Raw genomic sequence first — 17,982 nt, forward strand, 5'->3', positions numbered from 1 at the left:
TTCCACTTTAATTATTTGTTTCAAATATGCGATTTACTCTTGTACTAATCTTCCTTTTTACGATAGGTAAAAATTTAGTGATTCTATATTTAAGTAATGACTTTCTTCGCTCAACGACAAAATCATAATCCAAAAACCAATCTAATAAGTCCTTATTAAAGATATTGTCACGATTTTTTATCATTCTTTTTTTGGATAAGTTCCACTGCATGACTCTTGCAGGTGTGAAAAATTTAACATTATCTTTTAAGAAATCTTTTATGTGAAGTGAGAGGTTGTCAGAAATATTAAAGCCGAATTTCCGCGGGTCTTCACCCTCAGCTACAATACCTATAATTGTTCTAACGCATTTTTCACAGTTACAACAATTTTCCTCATTTAAAAAGCATACTCTTAGATTGATATGTTGATTATTATTTAAGGAGTAATCAACGACAACTTTAACTTTTTCTTGCCTATGAATGTCATATCCATCATGAAATACTCTACCCGAGGCAAATTTTATCTCATTGTCAATGGTTGGATCCGATGCACATTTTGCTTTATATCCCTCAAAATATGAACTAGCTATATAAATGCATTCTACCTTTAGCTTGAAAGCAATAGGGATAGCCGCAGATATAATTGCCAAACTGTGATGTAATCCGTGCCACCAAGAATCGCCCAATTTTTTTAGAAAATCACGGTCAATCACTTGTGCGTTCATAAACGTTCCATAGTTAGAATGGATAAGAATATTGTCCAACCCATAATTTTTTGCAAAATCAACCACATGTTTTTTGTCTTGGTTCCATACATCACTTTCTTTTATATCTTCTTTATGCCACCCATATTCAGTAATTAATAATGGCTGTTTGTCTTTTATTCTAATAAATGTAGCCAGTGCATCAAGACCTCCACTGAACAATTGTGCTGCTTCGTACTCTGAAGTATATGAGTTATTAACAATACTTGATGCTAGTACTTCTCCCTGAAACTGAACACCTGGATACATCATTTGATAAGCTTCTCTTATATTGAGAAGGCACTCATGGAATGACTGATCCAATTCCTCTACACTTAGTTGACAGTCTGTAATCCAAACAAGTGGTGCGATATTCGCTACAAATGGAATAGTTAAAATGCTAATTGGCAGATTAGAAACATCATAATTGTATTCAAAAAACAAATGATTGCTTTTTTTAAAGTACTTTTGAACATTTCCATTAACACTAAAAAAGTAGTCCACCCTTTTACCTTTAACAACGATTTTATTTAAAGTTATACCTTTCATATTATGTCCCTTGTTTTAGTTACTTTATCTGATTCACTCTTTTGTTGATGTATAAATTGATTTAACCAAGTATTTATACGATCAAAATTTATATTTACATCTGTTACAATGGTTGAATTAATGGTCTTTTCTAGATCACTTAACTCATTTCTATCAACTTGATTAATGTTATATGTTTCACTCATTCCACGAGCTCTCTCATCTATACCAATAATAATTGTTCGTTTTTTGTGTCGCATTGCAAGTATTCCACCGTGTAAACGAGTTCCAATGTAATCAATATGTTTATTAAGTACTTTCTCAAAAGCTTCTACTGTAGGTGGGACAATTTTAATATCCTGTATATTATCAAAAGTTTTAAAGTAATTTAGATCCTTCTTATCCTGAATCCAAAAATAGATATTTTTATAATTTTCGTTTAAGACATCTATTAATAGTTGATCGTATTTATTGTCTCTAGTATGATGTGTCAATGTTAAAATGACTGAATCGGCTTTATGTGTTGGGATCTCCTTGCAAAATTCTGGAGTGAGTGTCCACAATGATGCGCAACCTGTATTTAACGCTTTAAATCCCATTTCTTCTAATATCTTTTTTGTTCTTTCATCTCTGACACTATGAATATAATCATGCGACAAAACTTTTTTATAAAGCATTTTTGTATAACCGTTTATCTTATTGCCTTTCCCTGCACCAACACCGCACAATATACTTCCCTTTAAAGGGCCACAATTAAAGATATTAATATTCCATTGTGGGAAATGAGTTAACATATCCATTGTTAGTAAATTTGAACCCCCTACAAATTTATGTTTGGCCTCGCTATAGACCTTCACTCTATTCGACCTTCTCATTACCTGATACCAATGAAAAGGGGAAACGTGAGTTGGCAAAGTTAGTATATAGTCATTTTTGGTGATATCCTCTAAATGATACCGAACACATTTCATGATTATATCGTCACCTTTATTAAGGGAACCCACTGATGTATCAAGTAATAAAACATTATCCATTAAGATAAAACCTCCCAGTTTTGTATTATCAAAAATATTGAGATAGTAAAAGCAACTGGTAAAATTCATTATAGAGAACAAATTAATTAGCGATGGATTTACCTATTTGACCATACGATTCAGCATCCACTTTTTCAAAAACCTCAATCCTTCTTATCCATTTCATCAACCTTGTTATTTTTTCATCATCACTAAACCCAGTAAATTGTAATTTAAGAATAATTAGCTCTATATAAAATAAATAACGATAAACAGCAAAACTATTTAATTCATTAACCTCGTGTAGAGAATGAAAATTCGCATTTTCCCTTAATTTAGTATAAAACAGCTCAACACCTGCTTCTAATTCTTCTCTATACCTAGCTATTTCTTGTTGATCCATGTTTTCGTAACGCCCAACCTTAAACATCATATGGTAAAAATCAAAATAGAAACTTCTACTACCAAGTGTATTCCAATCAATGACACGTGAAGATTGATTCGCAATGAGGATATTCCCTTCACAAAAATCTCCATGTGAAAATGTCAATACGATCTCCTTTTGACGAGAGTATTCTTGAAGTCTCATTTTCAACAAGGAAATAAACCCCTTTACTTTTTCTACATTACTAATCGTTTCATTCGTCGTACTTTGCAGTCTGTTAATTAAAAGTTCTAAATGAATAACTTTATCTCTGGTGTATGTTTCGAAAGGTAATACTTCAGGTTCAGTAGTTAATAAAATATTTTCAAGTATAGGGAACACCTCAGAACATAACTTTTCCCGGTTATCAAAAGAATACAAAGGTGACTTTAAATTAATATATTCTTCTGTTAAATATCTCTCAGCGACACTCCACTTAATTACTTTTGGAGCTAACGAACACCGAGCTGCTTCTCTTGTAGTACGTATTCTTTCTTCAATTTCTAAAAGGGGCATCTGTTTCGGGAAGACTGTCATTACTTCCTGCTTTTTTAAATTAAAAATTTTATACCCTCCTTGACGAAGCTCTAACATAACCCCCCCAAAAAAATGAGAAGTAATTACTCGATTTGAACTTCCATTTAATCTTTTTTTATGAAATTCATAAATGAACTGAAGAACTCGTAAACCTCTTATTATGAATGCAGGCAAACGGTTGAATACCTCACTTCTAGTTGTTCTTCCGAAAAATGAGAACGGCTTCATATTATACAAATTTATAAATAGATCGATAACACCTTGTTCTGTATTTATATAGATTGAATTGTCGATAAGAATATATTTATAGATTTTATTATTCACCGTATCAGTCTCCTTAATATAAATTCCCTCGATTTCACATCTCCTTCAGAACAAGCATTATCTAAGTCAATAAAAACTTAGTTGATCTTTTCATTTCGCCATATTGCCTTCATCATGAACATTACTAAAAAGAATAGCTCCTACGTTTTTTTCAAAAGATGTAAATCGCTCTATCCAATTCAGCAAACCATTAATATAATTTATATGACCCTTTTTTATTAGTTGTAACTTTAGCTCAATGAATTCGAGGTAAAATATATATCTTTGTAGATTTGCATCCGTTTTGTTTCTATATAAAGGCTCAATCACATCCGATAAGTTTGACTGCATCAACAAAAAGTGTTGATTGATTCGATCTAGAAGCAACACACTATTTTCTGAGGTTAAATGTACAAAAATATTTTCTTTTTTAGCAGCCACAAATGACATAAAAAAGAAATCATAATAGCAGTTTCGAACATCTAATGTATTCCAATCAATTACACGAATCCGAGTTTGATCCTTTAACAGATTTCCATGCCACAAATCACCATGAGATAAACATAAATAAACACTTTCTCCTTTATATATTTGTTGTATACATGTACTTATTTGATCTTTAAATTCTTCAATCACTAACATATTTTCTTCTGAAGAGATATCACACATTATTTTTTCATTTAGTAAAGAGGTGATTGTAGCTCGCCTATCCTTCAAATATTCCAAGAGGTTAACTTCCCTTTGACCACGAACAGCAACCATTTTTTTCAATAATGGAAATAGATCTGTTGAATCACAAACGGAATAGTTAAGTCTGTAAGCGTTTATATATTCTTCAACTACTATTCTTTCTTTTATATTTGCCGAAATATATTTCGGTCCAACCATCAATTCTCCAGCCATTTTTACTTGTTCTAATTTTTTTCTTATATACGACTCTGAACGCGAGGGTGGGTAGATCGTATAAACCATTTCTTTTTGTAAATCGAATACCTTACATTCCTTCTCTGCCAAAAGTAAAGCACAATGCCCGTAGCAATGAATGTCTAGAAATGTTGATTTTTTTTCGACCTTCTTTTGTATCTGAAACAACCATACGAATTTAAACACTCTAATCGCTCTAATTACTGGCAATTTAGATGCATTAATCACGTTAAATTTAGTCGGCTGTTCAAAATACTCAAATGGCTTGGCTTTAAAAAATAACAGTAAATACAATGTAATCAAGCTTATACGCCTATTTACGTATAAATAATTATCTACAAGAATATAACTATTCTCCTGTCCCATCCTATGCCCCCTGATCCTTATACTTGTTTAGATCAGATATAATTTTCTTGTTTTTATCCTGTTTAGTCTCTAGCTCTCCATTGTTCATTTTGAAAACAATGTCACAATTTTCAATCGTACTGAGACGGTGAGCAATAATAATTAAGGTCTTCTCACCCTTCAATCCATCAATTGCTTTCATAATTTCTTTTTCCGTTTCATTATCAAGAGCTGAAGTCGCTTCATCCATAAACAATATTTCAGGCTTATGGTATAAGGCGCGCGCAATGCCAATTCTTTGCCTTTGCCCACCTGAAAGTCTTACACCTCTTTCTCCAACAGAGGTATCAAGTTGATCTGGAAGGGACTTAACAAATTCTTTTAGTTGCGCTCGTTCTAATGCTGCCCATATGGCTTTATCATCAATCTGATGCTCTTCAAGCCCAAAACCCACATTTCTTCGGATTGTATCATCTGATAAGAAAATGAATTGAGGGATATACCCAATCTTTTGCTGCCAGAGCGTTTTCTTATCATTAAGACTGTCTCCATCAATTAATATTTCTCCATTTTCGGGATGTAATAGACCGAGAATAATATCAACCAACGTTGTTTTTCCAGCTCCTGATTCTCCTATAAAAGCGACAGATTGTCCGATCGGTATCGTTAGACTAACATCTTTAATAGTCATCTCCTCTTGATTTGGATAACGAAAGGACACATGATTTAGGTCAATTGATTGGTTAAATACTTTCTTTCCATCATTATTAAAAGCAGCGCCCTGCTCTTGACCAAGATTTCTAGTTATCATACTCTCTTCCATTCTATACAAATCTTCATAAATCACATTTAGTGCCGGCTGACTATATCGAATGGTTGTTATAAGGGCCACAACGCGTGTGATAGAAGGCATTAAGCGAAAAGCTGCCATAGAAAAAAGTGCCATTGTTGCGACAAGTTCGGTTGTATTTTTTCCTTGGAAAACAGTTATCAGCATCGTTAGAAGAACGGTAGAAACCAAAAGGGTCTCGATAAAAAGTCTTGGTACTTGCTGGAGCATTCCCATATATCGACTATTGCTCGCCATGACTTGGCTTTTCTTCGCATAAGCGTTAATAAAAAAGCTTTCTTTCCCAGACACCTTTACCTCTTTACTTGCACCCAGCCCTTGGTTCACCCATTTAATCATGCCACCGTTTACTTTTTGCTGTTCTTTTCCTAAAGTACTAATTTTCTTCCTGAAGATTAAAAAGAAAATAGAAACACTACACCCTAATAAAATTGAAGCGGTAAGGGTTGCTAAGGGGGCAGTATACAGCAGTAACAGCAAAATACACAGAATCACCAAAACTTCGGTTAACAGTTGAAAGCTTGCCATTACGATACCCTGAAGAACTTTCGGAACTTCACTATTTATATTTCTCAGCAAGTTAGCAGTATTGCGCTGTAAATGAAATGTATAAGGCTTCGTTAGATAGGATTTAAATAAATTTCGTGAGAGCTTTACTTGTTGATTTAAAATTAACCTGAGCTGAGCATAACTAAATATAAAAAGATATACATTTTTTATGATAAACACAGCAAGCAATGCCATTACTGCAAATACGATAAACGCTGTGGTTGATTGGAAATCTAATCCTTTGTATATAGCAGATAAAAAGGCTTGTTCGTTTATACTCTCTGGTGTCATTAGCAATCCAACAAGGGGAACAATTAAGCCAATCCCGGCTGTTTCTAATAACGCAGCAAAAATCATCATGATAAACAAATAAGCTAATTTTTTCTTTTCTTTTTTATTAAAGAGCATTAACACCTTCTTCGATGTTTCTCTCAAATTAGTCACTCCCTCAACTCGTTATTAAATTTAAAATTTTCCGAATTATATTTATACATACCTACTGCTAAAAAAGAGAACCCGACTAAAATTTGAGGTGAAATATTTTATTTAGATTAAAAAATACACTTTTTTCATAGACGATGTCTGTAATCATATTTTAGGAAAAGTATGGAAAACTATATATCTAATACATTCACCGCAAAACTTTTACATTAGTTTTTTTAGTTTATTCATGAACAGCATTAAATCAACATTGTAATTTATCAACGTTATTAAATATTTATATTTTAATGACAAATCATAGTTTTTCATGATACTTATATAATTCTTTTTCACATTTTTTTGAATTACGTTCAAATATTCTCTCTTTTTTTCTTTCGTCTCAACTTGATTAATAATGTAATACATATTATCCACGCACCAAAAAGTAAATGCCGCTAAAATTTCACTATATAGTTGTGGGTATTTCTTATTCATAAACAAAAGGATTTCATTCCACCCAGTAAATGAATCTAATCTTTTTTCGGAGAATTGTGATGTTAGAATACTGTCTTTTCTTTTCACATAAATATATCCAATATGGTTGTTAAATACGGTTTTATTAGAATTAGCAAAAAGTCTGTACGTTGTGGATAGATCCTCATGAATTCGCCCTTCAGGAAATTGAACATTTTCAAAACAGTGCTTTTTAAATAGTTTATTACATACAGAAAATCTATATAAATCCCCTTTAAAAAGTTCTCTCATAGCTTCCACATTATCCATTTCTTTTACTAATTTCTCTTTCTCTTCATTAACTAGTGTTCCATCTATTTCTCTTCCTAGAGTACAAACAGAGATATCACTTTTAGTATCAATACTTTGTCTATAAAGATTTTCATACATATTTACGTCAATTCGATCATCTCCATCAACAAAACCTATATATTGCCCTTCGGCTGCCTTTATTCCTACATTTCTTGCAGAGCTTAAACCACCATTTTCTTTTTGAATGACTTTAATTCGCATATCCTTCACTGAATATTCATCACATATCTTGCCACTTCTATCTGTTGACCCATCATTAACTACAATGACCTCAAAATTTGTTAATGTTTGTGCGAGTAGACTATCAAGACATTTTCTAAGGTGATTTTCCACATTATATACTGGTACAATAATGCTTATTATTGGTTTCATAGAGCCACCAATCCCATTTCTTTATAATTTTATTCTCTCTTTCACAAGTGTCGATGAAACATTCTTTGTATACGGAAAATAAACAACCTCTACCCCGACATGATTAAACTTCTTTTCAACTTCATCAAAAAGAGCATTTCCTTTCCAATCATCACCAACAAACATGACGTTGAAATGTAAACGTTCCCAAGCAAAAAACTTATCTCTACTAAATTGCGGTACAACTTGGTCTACGTATTTGATTCCCTCAACAATTTCCATTCTGTCTGCATGTGAAATTACTGGAAGCTTATTTTTATATTCCATAACGAGCTCATCTGTGCTCACTCCAACGATGAGGTACTCACACTGCTCTTTGGCATTTTTTAAAATATTCAAATGACCTACATGAAACAAGTCAAAAACTCCTGTTGTATACCCCACTTTAAATTGCTTCATTCATTTCACTCCTTTGTTGTTCAAAGCAAATGGCAGCAATCCGTTCCATCAATTTTTTGCATGCCAGCCCTTCTTCAAATGAACCGATTCCATCCAAAAATTCGTTTACATTTGATTTGTATTTTTTTTCATCAAATTCAATTATTTTTCCCTCCAAATCAACGTTGCTTGTTGCCGTTATAAATGGCAGCTCTGATAACTCGAAATATAACTGTCGTTCACTGCTCGTATATTCTTTAAAATCCGGAACATATAAAAAGCACGGGCGACCTGTTAACGAGAAATCAAATATTAATGATGAATAATCCGAAATTAACACATCCGCAATTAGGAGTAACTCTTGGATGTCGTCATAGGATGTTACATCCTTCACTTGGTTATCATGAATTAGTTGATTTGACATATCCAGAAGGTGGGGGTGTAGCTTGACTAAAAACACCCACTCCCCTCCAAACTTTTTATTTAATTTCTCTTTTATTTTTTTAAAGTCTAAATCATAAACACCTATGCTATTATTTTTTCTGAAAGTTGGTGCGTACAAAATAATATTTTTACTAGGGTTGAGACCTAGATTTTTTATAATTTCATCTTTTCTTTGTTTATTATTTTTAAATAGGACATCGTTCCTCGGTGTACCGTATTCAAAAATTTCACCTGTATACCAAAAAGAGCGCTTAAAAATTCTCGTACTGTATTTACAGCCCGATAACAACAGATCGCATTTCTGAGAATCTTTTTTCGCCATTTTTATATACTGTTTCGACAGTGAGTTCTCAGCATCTTTTTCGATTTGCTTTAATCGCAACGAACTGTGCCACGTTTGAATGTAATATTGATTTTTTCTTTTCACATAATGGGATGTCGTTCGAAAATTCGTTATCACAATTTTTGATGTGCAAAGCTCGTAAAAGTATCTTAAAGACATCGTTTTTACTGTTCTAACACGACGTAATTGTTTGGATTGTTGACTGTCATTTAACGCCCAAACGACATCGTATTTTTTTTCTAAATCATGCTGAGTGATGTATTCCGATATCGATTTTGGATTACACCCGTACTGACTACCATAATAACTAAATAAAAATATTTTGTTATTTTTAACTGGGAAACAATTAAAAATATAGATTAATAGAATAGAGATAATTTCTTTTACTCGAGCTTTTCCTTTCACTTGATGACAACCCCTTCGCTCTTTCTAATTTTTTGAAGTCCCACTGGTTGAGCGATTAATTTTGTTTTACGAAGACCTTTTTTAACTCCCAAGTAAAGCAAATTCATATATGGGTGATAATAAAATAACGTTAATTGCTGAGTAAGCTCCTTATCATCTTTCACTGCTTTTTTAAATCTAGAATAGTTTTTTTTAATATACTGTTGAACCTCTTTTCGATGGACACCGCTTTTATCTTTCCTTCGATTTAAAAGAAGCAATTTATAATGAATTAAACAAGATTTTAAAATGGCTTTGTGAGATTCTTCTGTAAGATTATTGTAATTTTCAGTGATGAATACATGTCTTTCTTTTAATCCTTTAATTTGGTCAAGATTTCTTAGCGAATAATTGGCAACAATACTGTCATCGCGCTGAAAATAGTTGTATAACGGGTCGTGAATAAGAACAAATTTTTCCACTTTCCGCATCACTTCATGTGCCCAATAAACATCTTCGAATAATACGCCTTTTCGAAAAGGAATATCTCTGATCAGTTTTGTTTTAAAAAGCTTACCCCACGCAAAACTTTTTATCCGTTCATTAATGACCAATTCCCGAATGAGCGATTGATTATTTAAAATAACGGGTGAATCCTCCCTTGAATAATAACGATGATCATAAAGATTATGCCGTTCATATGCATAATAAAAACTTGATTGAACACTATCTGCTTCATATTCATTGAGCGTATTCATCATCGTTTCAATCATTTTTTCATCGATCCAATCATCGCTATCAACATATGTCACATACTCTCCAGTGACCTCCTTCATTCCATAATTTCTTGCTTCGGACAGCCCACCGTTTTCTTTATGAATCACCTTTACACGAGAGTCAGTGGTTTTATAGTGATCAGCTATTTTCCCACATCTATCAGGTGAACCATCATCGACAAGTATAATTTCTAAATTTTCATAGCTTTGATTCAATATGCTTTTTATACATCTGTCTAAATACTTTTCTACCTTGTAAATCGGAACAATAACGCTTACTCTATTTTCTTGTAACATTCATTGCTCCTCCTAAGATAGTTGATATAATTTTTCAAGTTCATGATCATTTGCATGATTTTTTTCTTCGCAGTTTTGCGCCAATCGTTCTCTCAGTTCACCATCGTGATAAAGTCGTTCAATGCCTTCTGCAATTCCTTCAACAGATAGCTCGCAGATCGTACCATCAAATCCTTCGACTACCTGACTTTTAGCAGTTGGATAGTTGGTAATGAGAACCGGTTTTGATAATATTTGAGCTTCACTAACCGTAACGGCTTTTCCTTCATAACGAGAAGGTTGAACGTATAAATCAGCTGCTTTGATATAGGGATAGGGGTTTGTTTTTTTTCCTATAAGGTAAAATTGCTTTTCCAGTTGATACTCCTTAATTAATTGTCTTATCATGTTCTCATCACCACCATACCCGACGACATACCATGCTATGTCGTGATAGCCACAGTCTTTCAGCTTTTTAATTGCTCCGACTGCCTGATCAATCCCTTTTGCATGCGAAAGTCTTGCGACGGTTACTAGCTTGAATCTAGCATCACTCATCATGGGGTGGTTTACTTTTTCTTCAGCTAGAGTCGTGACTAATTCAGGTGACGTAATGTTTTCAATGACATGGACTTTGTTTGTAAGTGACGGATATTTTGAAACAAATGCTTTTTTACAATCGTCAGAAACAGCGATGATGTGATGAAAGTGATCCCAAACTTTCATATCGACTTTCTGATCCGTCTCAACGGTTGAAAAATCTGTATGAATCCAGGCAACCTTGGTTTTCGCTTTTACTTTTTTCGCTATCAAATCATGAGGCCATAAATAGCTAATCGCTACATCATATTCTTTTTTCATTTTTGGCAAAAATGGACTTGCGTATTTCCACATGTATTGCATTTGTTTATAACCAGATTCTGAAGACTGATCTTGATTTGCTTTATACTTTGCTAAAATTCTAGCAAGAGCGATTGGAAGATGACCTGATTTTATCGTTTGTTTGATAGACATGCGAAAGGTTTTATACGTTTTATTCTCCTTAAGCAATGTGGATTTCTCAGGCAATAGATTCAAAAAATCACCTGTATGACTGTACAACATCAAATCAATTCGATAATTGGAATAATCAAAATTAGTTAGCATACTAATTAAACTTCTCTCGACTCCTCCAACCTCCATATCAAATGAGGCGATCAGTATAGTTTTCATCGGTACCTCCAGAAGTTGCTGAGTATAATGACATCAATTTTGCAATTGAAACTGAAACAGCGTAGTTTTTTTCTTCAAACGCACGTGTTATTTTTAAAAAATCCTTTTCTTTCTTCCCCACCACTTCCATTATTCGGTTTGCCCAGATCCTTGGATGCTCATCAAGGGATTGTTTTGAAATCAGACCAAGTTCCAAATCTGCTTCTGGTTGAATCGCTTCAGAAACGATACACGGCATCCCACTTGCTTGCGCCTCTAGCAGGACCAAACCTAACCCTTCATAAATGGATGGAAATACAAAGGCATCCATGCATTGAAGCATGACTGGGATGTCTGTTCGAATACCAGCAAATACAACGTTTTTCTCTAGTCCAACCTTTTTCACTTCATTAATAATTCGCTTTTTTTCTTCTCCTTCTCCTACTAATAACAACTTGACCGAAGGATCTTTTTCTAGTAAGCATTGCATGATCCTCAACAAAAATAAGTGATTTTTTGCTTTAATAAACCTCCCAATGTGGCCAATCACTAAGTTGTTCCCAAAGCCACATTGCATTTTGAATTTTCTTGCCTCCGAATTATTATCCTGTTGCAAGAAGGGGGAGTAATCGATTGCATTTGGAAAGTAGGAATAATTCTCGTTCTGCACTCCTTTTTCACCAAACAAATAGTGACCCGCGCCCTTACTGCACGCTAATAGATGGGTTGAACTGTGTAGAATCATTTTCCTCATACACTTTAGATAGATTTTTCTAATAAGCGAATCACTGGAATCATTCGTTGTATGAGCATGAGCAATTCTTATTTTCACACCTGCTATTTGTGCTGCTGTATTTGCAATTCCACAATTAAAAAGTGTATGAGAATGTACTGCATCATACGGTCCATGCATGTTAATCTTTCCGACCATTTCTTTTATTGACCATGTATTTGAAAGCTTAATAATCTTTCCACCGTAGCTTTTAATTTCATCATCATAGTGTGATTCTTCTTTGCTGTAGGAGACAAAATCGAATTGAATTTTGTTTTTGTCTATTCCTCGGTATACATTCATCAGCATTGTTTCTGTTCCTGCTCGATTCATTGCGCCTACTACTTGTAATACTTTAACTGGTTTTGTCTGGTTCATTTTTCTCACCCTCAACCATTTTCATGTTTGATAACACCATCAATCGTTAGTCCAATCCTTTATTCTGATTATTTTTCCATTTAATAAATTCAAGGACACTTCGATACTCTCGAAGTTGTTCTTGGTTAATACCGCTTGCTTTAAGTTCGTTTAAAAAATGATTCCATTCCTGAACTTTCGATTTATTGTTGTTTTCAGGTGATGATTCCTCGAGTAAAGTATTCAAATCCACATCAAGTACAGTAGCAATCTTCTCCATCACTTGTATGGATGGATTTTGTTTGATGTGTCTTTCAATATTGCTTAGATACGATTTGGACACGTCTGCTTTTTCAGCTAGTTCCGATAAGGTAAGACCTTTTTCTTTTCTTATTTTTACAATATTTTTTCCGATCATATGCAATCCCTCATAGTTTCCGGATCAAAGTATTCCTTTGACTGGTACCCGCCGTGTTTAGAGCCTCTTTAAATTGTGTAACCACTCTGGATTGCTCATCATCTGTAAGATTTGAGCCTGAAGGTAAACAAATACCTGTGTTGAAAAGGTGTTCAGCTACGTGCTCATCAACACGATGAGGGTAATACTCTACTCCCTGAAATAAAGGCTGTAAGTGCAGAGGTTTCCATACTTGTCTAGCCTCTATGTTGTGGTTACCTAAAGAATCAATTATTTGTTTAATGGATATTCCTGTTTTTTTATCAATAGTCATAGCTGTTAGCCAGCGGTTTGTTTTTGTTTCTGGATATTCCGGCATGAAATCAACACCAGGTAAGTGTTCTAGCTCCCGTTTATAACCATTAAAAATCTTTCTTCTTGCTCCAACTCTTAATTCAAGTACTTGTAGCTGCGATCTTCCTACTCCGGCAAGCAGATTACTCATGCGATAGTTATAGCCACGTTGACTATGTTGATAATGAGAGGCTAAATCCCGAGCTTGAGTTGCTAAAAATCTTGCCTGCTGTATAGCTTCCATATCATTTGATATCAACATTCCTCCTCCAGACGTGGTAATAATCTTGTTTCCGTTAAAGGAAAAGATCCCGAACTTACCAAATCCTCCACTTGCCTTGCCCCTGTAAAGCGATCCAAGTGATTCAGCTGAATCTTCAATGAGCGGAACGTCAAATCGATCACAAATGGTTACGAGTTCATCCATTTTTGCACTTTGTCCATATAAATTCACGACAATGACGGCTTTCGGCAGCTTTCCTTTCAAACAAGCTTCTTCCATCGCTCTTTCCAATGCATCAGGTGACATGTTCCACGTTTCAGGTTCCGAATCAATAAATACTGGATCGGCTCCTTGGTATAAGATAGGATTCGCACTTGCAACGAAAGTAAGTGTCGAACAAAATACTTTGTCACCCGCAGTAACATTTAATACAGCAAGTGCTAAATGAATGGCTGCTGTTCCTGAACTAAGAGCAACCGCTTCCTTTACTCCAACAAAAGAAGCTATCTCTTTTTCAAAAGCATCAACATGCGGTCCTAATGGTGCAATCCAATTCGTTCGAAAAGCTTCATCAATAAAATGAGTTTCATCTCCACTCATATGTGGAGGAGAAAGATAAATTTTTGAATTCATCTATTAAATGCCTCCTTCTATCAAATTTGCTCGATTGCTCTCGTACTGTTGATTACTTTAGCCGGGCATCCCACTGCTTTTTGATAAGTAAGAATGGATTGTATAACGACAGCACCCGCTCCCACCACTGACCATTCACCTACGTCAATTCCTGGAATGATCGTTGCTCCAGCTCCTATATGAACGCCTTCACCAAGTGTGACATTTCCAGTCAATGTGGCATTTGGTGAAAGATGACTATAATCATTTAACACATTGTCATGCTCAACAATTGCTCCTGTATTAATGATGGCATGGTCTCCAATGACCGCATCCGCGTTAATTACCACATTAGGCATGATGACCGTCCCTACTCCGATCACAGCACTTTTGCTCACGACAGACGATGGGTGAATAAGTGAAATATAGGCGTCTTTTGGCAAGCAAAGCTTCTCCACCACCTGTTTTCTTCTTTCGTTATTTCCTATTGCCATCACAACCTTCACACGCTTCTCGTAGAGGCTTGGCAAGCTAGAAATCGAGTCATAAATGATGTTGTGTTCTATAATTCTTTCACTAAAGGAATCATCAAGAATGGCTTTGATTTCAAAGGCCTGTAGGGTTGAAACAAGATCTTGAATGACTTTGCTGTGCCCACCGTTTCCAACAATCACAATATCCACGTTTATATCACTTCTTTCGAACCCGTGAATTTTTCCGACGACGCGTGATTCCGTTGAGTAATTCCTTCTTTTTTCAATACTTTCTTCAAAGTTTTTAGAAGGATCTTGCAATCGAGTAGAAAGCTTTGATTCTTTACATACCAGCTATCCATCTTAAACTTCTCCTCCCATGTGATCGAATTTCTACCGTTAATCTGAGCCCATCCTGTTATTCCTGGCTTAACATCATGGCGGACAAGCTGTTCATCGGAATAAAGCACTAGGTACTCCATCAACAACGGCCTTGGACCAACTAAACTCATTTCTCCTCTAAGCACATTAATCAGTTGCGGTAGCTCATCCAGACTATATTTTCGAATCATTCTTCCGATGTTCGTCAATCTCATTTCGTCTGAAAAAAAATCACCATTTTGATCATACAAATCCATCATTGTTCTGAATTTAAAGAGCTTAAAAGGCACTCCGTTCAAACCCGGTCGCTCCTGCGTGAAAAAGATTGGTCTTCCCATCTTCAACGCGATCATAACCACCACCGCAAGAAAAACTGGAGAAAGAAAAACCAACAACAGGAGTGACAGCATGATATCTAATACTCGTTTCATAAGCCCTCACTCCTAACTAAAAATTTTATTCAACAGGCTATATTTCATGGCTTCAATTTTCGGTAAAGGAATCGATTGTGCTTGATGCCTTTTGACCATACAAAACCCAAAGCTCTTGTTACAAAAAAGCATTGTTATTTAAGCACGTGTAGCTTCGTTTACAACCGGCAGTTCTGTTTCTTCACCGTAACCACTTGGATTTTGCTGCTGCCATCTCCAAGTATCTTCACACATTTCTTGGATTCCTTTCGATGCCGTCCAGCCAAGCTCTTCTCTCGCTTTTGTCGGATCTGCATAGCAAATGGCGATATCACCTGATCGTCTCGCTCCAATACAAAAATTAATTTTCTTACCTGTTGCTTTTTGGAATGCCTCAACCATTTCCAGGACACTGTAACCGTTCCCTGTACCGAGGTTATAGGTACCGAGCATTGAGGTTAATTGTATTTTTTCGAGTGCTTTTATATGCCCTTTTGCCAGATCAACTACGTGAATATAATCGCGAACACCTGTCCCATCTTTCGTGTTATAGTCGTTTCCATAGATCTGAAGTTGCTCGCGTTTACCAATTGCCACTTGTGATAAATAAGGCATAAGATTATTTGGGGTTCCATTTGGATCTTCACCAATTCGACCGCTCTTATGTGCTCCAATCGGATTGAAGTATCGCAGAATGGCCATGCTCCAGGATTGATCAGCTTTGTAAATATCCTGTAATATTTCTTCGATCACTTGCTTCGTACGCCCATATGGATTCGTTGCACCGATCGGTTCATCCTCCGTTATGGGAATTTGATCTGTCGCTCCATAAACAGTGGCGGATGAGCTAAAAACAAGTTTTTTCACGCCGTATTTATTCATGGTTTCTAACAAAATAAGTGTTCCGGAAAGATTGTTTTGATAATATTTCAATGGAAAATCAACCGATTCACCTACCGCTTTTAATGCTGCAAAATGGATCACCGCATCAATTTGATTAGATTTAAATATATGCTCTACTTGATTTCGATTCTGTAGATCTACTTGAGAAATAGTAAAAATCTTACCTGTTAGTTCGATCACTCTTTTTAACGATTCCGATTTACTATTACTAAAATTATCTGCCACAATGATGTCATAACCAGCAGTTAGAAGTTCAACACACGTATGGCTGCCTATATAGCCAGCACCACCTGTTACAAGAATGGCCATTCGCGATTCCTCCTTCATTTATATATAAAAAATGACCTTGGCTCGGCCAAAGTCACTCCAATTTCTCCTATTAAAAATTGAAAAAATTACTTTTATACACAATGTCCAAACTCACTACATTTTCATAATAGTAGTAAGCGAAATAACAAACCAAAATAGAAAAATAAACGAATTTTTCATCCTTTTCTCTAAAAAGCTTAACGATCCAAGAAATAAGAATGAATTGATATAAATTGAAATAAATAGAAAACCTAGCAAAGATCCAACTTTGAGTTGACACGATCAAAAAGATGAGACTTAATAGGGACATATTAACAATGACATCACTTTTAGGAAAAATTGCTCTTAATTTTTCTCGTCCTAAATAGGCAATAACGAGAGGTACAGCTCCAACGATTACTCGAATGACACTCGCTCCACCTTCATCAAAATCTTTGTAAGCTCCATATTGAGTCCCTTCAATTGCCGAAAATAATGCAGTTGAGAATATTTCAAAACCAATGGGAATCGCAATGGCTAAGAGCATCAAAGCTACTATTGCTATGGACCAAGCTTTTACTCGCACAATAAAGTACATCGGTAACAAAATTAGGGCACTTTGGTGAATACTCGTTGCTAATAGAATAACGAGTGAATAGCCAATAAAATTTCCATTTAACAAGAACTTAATCGCACAAAAAGCAATAGCTGCAGCCAATGTTTGTCTAATCCCATTCATGGAAACGAGAAAAAAGCCTCCTGTTATATAAACATACAGGCTCAATTCAATCATTCTAGAATAATGAAATAATACGATTACGATTAACACATTTGTAAGCAATGCCGTTGTAACAAGCAAAATCTGAGGATCACTTGACACCTTTTGCAAAATCATTTGTAAAAAACCAAACCCAATATCTTTATTCGCTAAAATTAAGTCCCATGTAAAAACATCTTGAGTGTACATGTTAACGTAATTAAATGTATCACCAATATTCGATCGTAATCCTGAAACAACGGCTAACGTTAGTGCCGCAAAAATAATCAATAATTTATTTGGTTGAATGGGAAGCGTTGACTCGTTATGACCCACAGGAACCGCGGCGTACCGTGCGAAAAAAGCTAACAAAAAGACGACTATAAGATTGATCCAAAGTATGGTCATAT

The 17,982-nt window shown here is 34.9% G+C and carries 17 protein-coding genes; all 17 read right to left on the reverse strand.

What is annotated here, in order from left to right:
* Positions 1 to 7 precede the first annotated feature (7 nt).
* A complete protein-coding gene (locus tag AB1471_RS04500; RefSeq protein WP_367778401.1) occupies positions 8 to 1,273 on the reverse strand; it encodes a peptidase in 1,266 nt (421 codons plus the stop codon).
* Complete coding sequence (locus AB1471_RS04505) at positions 1,270 to 2,286, reverse strand: polysaccharide pyruvyl transferase family protein (protein WP_367778402.1); 1,017 nt, start codon at positions 2,284 to 2,286, stop codon at positions 1,270 to 1,272. The genes AB1471_RS04500 and AB1471_RS04505 overlap by 4 nt, the downstream gene beginning before the upstream one ends.
* 82 nt (positions 2,287 to 2,368) lie before the next feature.
* Complete coding sequence (locus tag AB1471_RS04510) at positions 2,369 to 3,550, reverse strand: phosphotransferase (protein ID WP_367778403.1); 1,182 nt, start codon at positions 3,548 to 3,550, stop codon at positions 2,369 to 2,371.
* A gap of 90 nt (positions 3,551 to 3,640) precedes the next feature.
* Positions 3,641 to 4,819: a phosphotransferase gene (locus tag AB1471_RS04515; RefSeq protein WP_367778404.1), complete on the reverse strand. Its 1,179-nt coding sequence runs from the start codon at positions 4,817 to 4,819 to the stop codon at positions 3,641 to 3,643.
* Between the two features lies 1 nt (position 4,820).
* Complete coding sequence (locus tag AB1471_RS04520) at positions 4,821 to 6,632, reverse strand: ABC transporter ATP-binding protein (protein WP_367778405.1); 1,812 nt, start codon at positions 6,630 to 6,632, stop codon at positions 4,821 to 4,823.
* Between the two features lie 210 nt (positions 6,633 to 6,842).
* On the reverse strand, positions 6,843 to 7,814 hold the full coding sequence (locus AB1471_RS04525; protein WP_367778406.1) for a glycosyltransferase family 2 protein: 972 nt from the start codon (positions 7,812 to 7,814) through the stop codon (positions 6,843 to 6,845).
* A 21-nt stretch (positions 7,815 to 7,835) separates the two neighbouring features.
* Positions 7,836 to 8,252, reverse strand: a complete 417-nt coding sequence (locus AB1471_RS04530; RefSeq protein ID WP_367778407.1) for an FAD synthase family protein — start codon at positions 8,250 to 8,252, stop codon at positions 7,836 to 7,838.
* On the reverse strand, positions 8,239 to 9,423 hold the full coding sequence (locus AB1471_RS04535) for a CDP-glycerol glycerophosphotransferase family protein (protein WP_367778408.1): 1,185 nt from the start codon (positions 9,421 to 9,423) through the stop codon (positions 8,239 to 8,241). Before AB1471_RS04535 ends, AB1471_RS04530 begins: the two co-directional genes overlap by 14 nt.
* On the reverse strand, positions 9,420 to 10,475 hold the full coding sequence (locus AB1471_RS04540; RefSeq protein WP_367778409.1) for a glycosyltransferase family 2 protein: 1,056 nt from the start codon (positions 10,473 to 10,475) through the stop codon (positions 9,420 to 9,422). Before AB1471_RS04540 ends, AB1471_RS04535 begins: the two co-directional genes overlap by 4 nt.
* Before the next feature lie 12 nt (positions 10,476 to 10,487).
* Positions 10,488 to 11,666 carry a glycosyltransferase gene (locus tag AB1471_RS04545; RefSeq protein WP_367778410.1) on the reverse strand — a complete coding sequence of 393 codons (1,179 nt, stop codon included), beginning with the start codon at positions 11,664 to 11,666 and terminating at the stop codon, positions 10,488 to 10,490.
* Positions 11,638 to 12,795: a glycosyltransferase family 1 protein gene (locus AB1471_RS04550; protein ID WP_367778411.1), complete on the reverse strand. Its 1,158-nt coding sequence runs from the start codon at positions 12,793 to 12,795 to the stop codon at positions 11,638 to 11,640. Before AB1471_RS04550 ends, AB1471_RS04545 begins: the two co-directional genes overlap by 29 nt.
* Positions 12,796 to 12,841: 46 nt before the next feature.
* Entirely contained in the window at positions 12,842 to 13,192 is a 351-nt protein-coding gene (locus AB1471_RS04555) for a helix-turn-helix domain-containing protein (RefSeq protein ID WP_367778412.1), read from the reverse strand.
* Positions 13,193 to 13,202: 10 nt separating this feature from the next.
* A complete protein-coding gene (locus tag AB1471_RS04560; RefSeq protein ID WP_367778413.1) occupies positions 13,203 to 14,381 on the reverse strand; it encodes a DegT/DnrJ/EryC1/StrS family aminotransferase in 1,179 nt (392 codons plus the stop codon).
* Between the two features lie 20 nt (positions 14,382 to 14,401).
* On the reverse strand, positions 14,402 to 15,043 hold the full coding sequence (locus AB1471_RS04565) for an acetyltransferase (RefSeq protein WP_367778414.1): 642 nt from the start codon (positions 15,041 to 15,043) through the stop codon (positions 14,402 to 14,404).
* Positions 15,044 to 15,045: 2 nt separating this feature from the next.
* Positions 15,046 to 15,645 (reverse strand): sugar transferase, encoded by a 600-nt coding sequence (locus tag AB1471_RS04570; RefSeq protein ID WP_367778415.1) that lies wholly within the window; start codon positions 15,643 to 15,645, stop codon positions 15,046 to 15,048.
* Positions 15,646 to 15,783: 138 nt separating this feature from the next.
* A complete protein-coding gene (gene galE / locus AB1471_RS04575) occupies positions 15,784 to 16,836 on the reverse strand; it encodes a UDP-glucose 4-epimerase GalE (RefSeq protein ID WP_367778416.1) in 1,053 nt (350 codons plus the stop codon).
* A 70-nt stretch (positions 16,837 to 16,906) separates the two neighbouring features.
* A complete protein-coding gene (locus tag AB1471_RS04580; RefSeq protein ID WP_367778417.1) occupies positions 16,907 to 17,980 on the reverse strand; it encodes an EpsG family protein in 1,074 nt (357 codons plus the stop codon).
* Positions 17,981 to 17,982 lie beyond the last annotated feature (2 nt).

It is taken from the genome of Jeotgalibacillus marinus, from assembly GCF_040801915.1.
Taxonomy (GTDB): Bacteria; Bacillota; Bacilli; order Bacillales; family Jeotgalibacillaceae; genus Jeotgalibacillus; species Jeotgalibacillus marinus.

Excerpts from the sequence above, each read along its gene's own strand:
- AB1471_RS04555 (WP_367778412.1), bottom strand. The coding sequence starts at position 13,192 with ATGATCGGAAAAAATATTGTAAAAATAAGAAAAGAAAAAGGTCTTACC.
- AB1471_RS04570 (WP_367778415.1), bottom strand. The coding sequence starts at position 15,645 with ATGAAACGAGTATTAGATATCATGCTGTCACTCCTGTTGTTGGTTTTT.
- AB1471_RS04500 (WP_367778401.1), bottom strand. The coding sequence starts at position 1,273 with ATGAAAGGTATAACTTTAAATAAAATCGTTGTTAAAGGTAAAAGGGTG.
- AB1471_RS04560 (WP_367778413.1), bottom strand. The coding sequence starts at position 14,381 with ATGAATTCAAAAATTTATCTTTCTCCTCCACATATGAGTGGAGATGAA.
- AB1471_RS04525 (WP_367778406.1), bottom strand. The coding sequence starts at position 7,814 with ATGAAACCAATAATAAGCATTATTGTACCAGTATATAATGTGGAAAAT.
- AB1471_RS04580 (WP_367778417.1), bottom strand. The coding sequence starts at position 17,980 with ATGACCATACTTTGGATCAATCTTATAGTCGTCTTTTTGTTAGCTTTT.
- AB1471_RS04540 (WP_367778409.1), bottom strand. The coding sequence starts at position 10,475 with ATGTTACAAGAAAATAGAGTAAGCGTTATTGTTCCGATTTACAAGGTA.
- AB1471_RS04530 (WP_367778407.1), bottom strand. The coding sequence starts at position 8,252 with ATGAAGCAATTTAAAGTGGGGTATACAACAGGAGTTTTTGACTTGTTT.
- galE (WP_367778416.1), bottom strand. The coding sequence starts at position 16,836 with ATGGCCATTCTTGTAACAGGTGGTGCTGGCTATATAGGCAGCCATACG.
- AB1471_RS04505 (WP_367778402.1), bottom strand. The coding sequence starts at position 2,286 with ATGGATAATGTTTTATTACTTGATACATCAGTGGGTTCCCTTAATAAA.
- AB1471_RS04545 (WP_367778410.1), bottom strand. The coding sequence starts at position 11,666 with ATGAAAACTATACTGATCGCCTCATTTGATATGGAGGTTGGAGGAGTC.
- AB1471_RS04515 (WP_367778404.1), bottom strand. The coding sequence starts at position 4,819 with ATGGGACAGGAGAATAGTTATATTCTTGTAGATAATTATTTATACGTA.
- AB1471_RS04550 (WP_367778411.1), bottom strand. The coding sequence starts at position 12,795 with ATGAACCAGACAAAACCAGTTAAAGTATTACAAGTAGTAGGCGCAATG.